5 protein-coding genes and 2 pseudogenes are annotated in these 4,878 nt (G+C 50.9%); 1 reads left to right on the forward strand and 6 read right to left on the reverse strand.

All coding sequences use genetic code 11. The features are described 5' to 3' along the window. The 5 genes and pseudogenes from BHE85_RS10635 to allA form a co-directional block, all read right to left on the reverse strand. Positions 1–165, reverse strand: a 165-nt coding sequence (locus BHE85_RS10635; RefSeq protein WP_146628064.1) for an IS1 family transposase, incomplete at its 3' end; no start/stop codon positions are given. Between the two features lie 55 nt (positions 166–220). Continuing rightward, positions 221–325: pseudogene (locus tag BHE85_RS10640) on the reverse strand (hydroxypyruvate isomerase); the annotation flags it as partial. Between the two features lie 12 nt (positions 326–337). Beyond that, on the reverse strand, positions 338–2,119 hold the full coding sequence (gene gcl, locus BHE85_RS10645; protein WP_004980892.1) for a glyoxylate carboligase: 1,782 nt from the start codon (positions 2,117–2,119) through the stop codon (positions 338–340). 89 nt (positions 2,120–2,208) lie between these two features. Further along, the gene (gene allR, locus BHE85_RS10650) at positions 2,209–3,024 is read right to left on the reverse strand and encodes an HTH-type transcriptional repressor AllR (protein WP_000141275.1); all 816 of its coding nucleotides are present in this window, start codon (positions 3,022–3,024) and stop codon (positions 2,209–2,211) included. Positions 3,025–3,101: 77 nt separating this feature from the next. Then, the gene (allA, locus tag BHE85_RS10655; RefSeq protein WP_000776388.1) at positions 3,102–3,584 is read right to left on the reverse strand and encodes an ureidoglycolate lyase; all 483 of its coding nucleotides are present in this window, start codon (positions 3,582–3,584) and stop codon (positions 3,102–3,104) included. A gap of 229 nt (positions 3,585–3,813) precedes the next feature. Here allA and allS point away from each other — a divergent pair. Then, a pseudogene (gene allS / locus BHE85_RS10660) lies at positions 3,814–4,632 on the forward strand (HTH-type transcriptional activator AllS); the annotation flags it as partial. Here allS and BHE85_RS10665 read toward each other — a convergent pair. After that, positions 4,618–4,878 (reverse strand): IS1 family transposase (locus BHE85_RS10665; protein WP_000317683.1); only part of this gene is annotated, 261 nt, incomplete at its 5' end. The pseudogene allS and the gene BHE85_RS10665 sit on opposite strands and share 15 nt — an antisense overlap.

Here is a 4,878-nt window from a genome sequence, read left to right on the forward strand (position 1 = left end):
TTTCTGGTGCGTACCGGGCTGAGAGGCGGTGTAAGTGAACTGTAGTTGCCATGTTTTACGGTAATGAGAGCAGAGATAGCGCTGATGTCCGGCAGTGCTTTTGCCGTTACGCACCACGCCTTCAGTAGCGGAGCAGGAAGGACATCTGATGGAAATGGAAGCCACGCAAGCACCTTAAAATCACCATCATACACTAAATCAGTAAGTTGGCAGCATTACCCATAAATTCAACGCCGCGAAAACCACACTGCGCAGCTTTCTCAAAACGGGCGAGAAAATCATATTCACCAAATAACATCGATAAATTAGCAGAGAAACGTAACATTATTTATCTCCCTTATTCATAGTGCATGAAGCAGGTTTCAGTCGGTGCGTCCACTGCGTTATCGGCGATATCTTCAAATTCCATGACGTTATCCAGTTCGCTGCCCATCGAAATATTGGTCACACGCTCGAGAATAACTTCCACGACTACCGGTACCCGATATTGCGCCATTAAGGCTTTCGCCTGTTCAAAGGCTGGCGCAATATCTTCCGGTTTGAAGACGCGAATCGCTTTACAACCTAAACCTTCCGCTACTTTTACGTGGTCGACGCCGTAACCGTTCACTTCGCTGGAGTTGATATTCTCGAAAGCGAGTTGCACGCAGTAGTCCATGTCAAAGGCGCGTTGTGACTGACGAATCAGGCCGAGATAGGCGTTATTCACCAGCACATGGATGTACGGAATGTTGAACTGCGCGCCAACGGCTAACTCTTCAATCAGGAACTGGAAGTCAAAGTCGCCAGAAATCGCCACCACATTGCGTTTCGGATCAGCGGCACAAACCCCTAGCGCAGCCGGAATCGTCCAGCCTAACGGACCAGCCTGACCACAGTTGATCCAGTGGCGGTCTTTAAAGACATGCAGCATTTGTGCCGCAGCGATTTGTGACAGACCGATGGTGGTGACATAACAAACATCGCGACCAAAGGCTTTGTTCATCTCTTCATACACGCGCTGCGGTTTCACCGGCACGTTGTCGAAGTAGGTTTTGCGCAGCAAAGTGCGTTTGCGCTGCTGGCAGTCGGCGACCCATTCTTTACGACACGGCAGACGACCCGCTTTTTGCATCTCCTGCGCCACTTCAACCAGCAGTGTCAGCGCCGCTTTAGCATCAGAGACAATGCCGAGATCCGGACACAGCACGCGACCAATTTGCGTCGGCTCAATATCGATATGAACGATTTTGCGCCCTTCGGTGTATTTCTCTACCGAACCGGTATGACGGTTAGCAAAACGGTTACCGATACCAAACACCATGTCGGACGCCAGCAACGTTGCGTTACCGTAACGATGCGCGGTTTGCAGACCGACCATCCCGGCCATCAGTTCATGATCGTCCGGGATACAGCCCCAGCCCATCAGCGTTGGGATCACCGGAACGCTGGTCAGTTCAGCAAACTGTTGTAACAGTGCAGCTGCGTCAGCATTGATTACCCCGCCCCCGGCAACAATCACCGGACGTTCGGCCTGGATTAACATTTCTACAGCTTTTTCGATCTGCATACGGCTGGCAGCAGGTTTGTAGACCGGCAGCGGTTCGTACATGTCAGGATCAAACTCGATTTCCGCAACCTGAACGTCGAACGGTAAATCCACCAGTACCGGACCCGGACGACCAGAACGCATCAGGTGAAATGCCTGTTGCAGCACGCGAGGCACCAGCGCCGCTTCACGAACTGTAACCGCCATTTTGCTGACCGGTTTAGCAATTGCTTCAATATCTACGGCCTGAAAATCTTCTTTATGCAGACGGGCGCGCGGTGCCTGGCCGGTAATGCACAGAATAGGAATGGAATCAGCAGAAGCGGAATAGAGCGCGGTGATCATGTCCGTGCCCGCAGGACCGGAAGTCCCCAGACATACGCCGATATTCCCTGCCGTTGCGCGGGTATAACCTTCCGCCATGTGCGAAGCACCTTCCACATGACGCGCCAGAATGTGACGAATACCGCCGTGCTTACGCATCGCTGAGTAGAACGGATTGATTGCAGCTCCCGGAACACCGAAGGCGGTGGTGATACCTTCTTTCTCCAGCACATACATTGCCGCGTCAACGGCTCTCATTTTTGCCATTTTATTCCTATCTCTATTTATTGGAAAATTTTTCCAACTTTCAAATTTTGTCAAAAAAACCCGCTCCGCAGAGCGGGATGCGACAGACATTATGGATGTGCTTTCAGTCCCAACGCCGTGCTGATATCGCGGGCGGTGTCTCTGACCAGCTCACCCTGACTGACAAAACGATCTTCTGTCAGTCTTGATGAAGGCCCGGAGATGGAGATAGCGGCAACAACGCTACCGACATCATCGTAAATTGCTGAAGCTATGCAATTCAGACCTACAACATGCTCTTCTTTATCTACGGTATAGCCCAGTTCACGCGCTTGTTCCAGGTCCTTCAGCAAGGTGGGCATATCCACAAGCGTAGTTGGCGTAAACTGCTGCAAACCGGTTTGCAGAATGATGCTCATCAACTCCTCTTCCGCCAGCGGATAAAGCAGCGCTTTGCCCGCACCGGAAGCATGCAGCGGCAGACGACTGCCCAGTGGCGCACACATCCTGACCATTGATTTACACTCTAACTGACCAATTAATACTGCTTCATTGCCGTTACGGATCGCGACATTGACCGTTTCGCCGGAAAGTAACATCAGGCGGCGCATAAACGGCCCGGCGACGGAGAGGACATCGCGGTTATGGATGTACGCCGCACCGACGTTAAAGACACCTAATCCTATATGCCACCAGCCTAATTGACTGTCCTGATAGACAAAATCCGCTGCTTGTAAAACCTTCAGCAAGCGAAAGGTCGTGGAGAGCGGCAAATCCAGATTGAGAGAAATATCGCTAACCGACGAACTTCCCCCACTTTTTTCCAGATATTGCAGAATCGCAATTCCCCGCTCTAACGCCTGTGCGCCCTTCTGTGCCACAGGCTCCGCCTGTCCTGGCCTGCCGCGCCGTCTAACTTCCGTCATACCTACGTTAACTCCGACCTACAAGTGAGCATAAACAATGAACAATTAGTTTATCTTATGCAAGTCGGTTGCAGGCGTCACGCAAAACAGAGTTCCTGTTCAGGAATACTTTCAACATCACAGTTGTCACTGCCGCCGCGATCGATGGTCAGAAAATCGGTGACGCGCTGCCAGGCGAAAAGTGGGTGATGCCAGACGTTACGATGGTAATTCACTCCCTGTTCGCCGTTGGTGATAAACGCCCGCAGCGTTGACAGGTCTGGTTTGTCGTCGCCTAACGCCACGACCACCACAAACACTTCACCTTTCATCGGGATAAAGGCCTGAGTGCCCAGCGGATGACGTTCGAGTTCGTGAATGGTCAGCGGCAGATTCGCCGGTTGCGCGCGGTTAATGCTAATAAGCGTACGGTCTTGCTCAAGAATCTCAACCAGCGCCAAATCGTGGTAACGCTCCACCAGGCCATTGTTAATATGGAAAAAATCCCGTTGCTGAGTTTCGATTACGTCGCCATAAGCACTAAAGGCTTCCTGACTTAACGGTAATACCTGAAGTTTCATCTTTTTGTCCTTGTAACATAATTCCGTTCAACCACCGCCGACCGGTCAGCTTGGGTTCAATAACAGGCAATCTAAAACCTTAAGAGAACAACATCAATACAAAAGTTGGAATATTTTTCCAAAACTAGATTTAGTCCACAAATTGAACAGGGTTATCATGTAAAAATACTGATAAATCAGAGGATAAGAAAATCACGCAACTTGCGGATTTAAAAGGGGATACCTGAAGATGTTCGATCCAGAAACCTTGCGGACTTTCATTGCGGTTGCTGAAACAGGAAGTTTTTCAAAAGCGGCAGAACGATTATGTAAAACCACGGCGACGATCAGTTATCGCATTAAACTTCTGGAAGAGAATACCGGAGTAGCGCTGTTTTTCCGTACGACTCGTAGCGTAACGTTGACAGCGGCTGGCGAGCATCTACTTTCCCAGGCCAGAGACTGGCTGAGCTGGCTGGAAAGTATGCCCAGCAAGCTGCAACAGGTGAATGATGGCGTGGAACGCCAGGTGAATATTGTCATCAACAACCTGCTCTATAACCCCCAGGCCGTCGCCCAGTTGCTGGCGTGGCTGAATGAACGTTACCCCTTTACCCAGTTTCACATCTCCCGACAAATCTATATGGGCGTCTGGGACTCGCTATTGTACGAAGGTTTTTCGCTGGCTATCGGCGTCACGGGAACTGAGGCGCTGGCAAATACCTTTAGTCTTGATCCCTTAGGATCGGTGCAATGGCGATTTGTCATGGCGGCGGATCATCCGCTGGCGAACGTTGAAGAGCCGCTAACAGAAGCGCAGTTGCGTCGCTTTCCGGCGGTCAATATTGAAGACAGCGCCCGCACCTTAACCAAACGCGTCGCCTGGCGATTGCCAGGGCAAAAAGAGATTATTGTTCCTGATATGGAAACGAAAATCGCCGCCCATCTGGCGGGCGTTGGCATTGGTTTTTTGCCAAAATCGCTTTGCCAGTCAATGATCGATAATCAACAACTGGTCAGCCGGGTAATCCCAACGATGGGTAATGACTCCAACTTACTGATAGTGTTTTATGTTCAGATAATGCCCGATGACCTTGTCATGCAGCTCCACCGATTTTGAGAACGACAGTGACTTCCGTCCCAGCCTTGCCAGATGTTGTCTCAGATTCAGATTATGTCGCTCAATGCGCTGAGTGTAACGCTTGCTGATAACGTGCAGCTTTCCCTTCAGGCGTGATTCATACAGCGGCCAGCCATCCGTCATCCATACCACGACCTCAAAGGCCGACAGCAGGCTCAGAAGACGCTCCAGTGT

It is taken from the genome of Shigella sp. FC1567 (assembly GCF_001743015.1).
In the GTDB taxonomy this organism is placed as follows: Bacteria; Pseudomonadota; Gammaproteobacteria; order Enterobacterales; family Enterobacteriaceae; genus Escherichia; species Escherichia coli.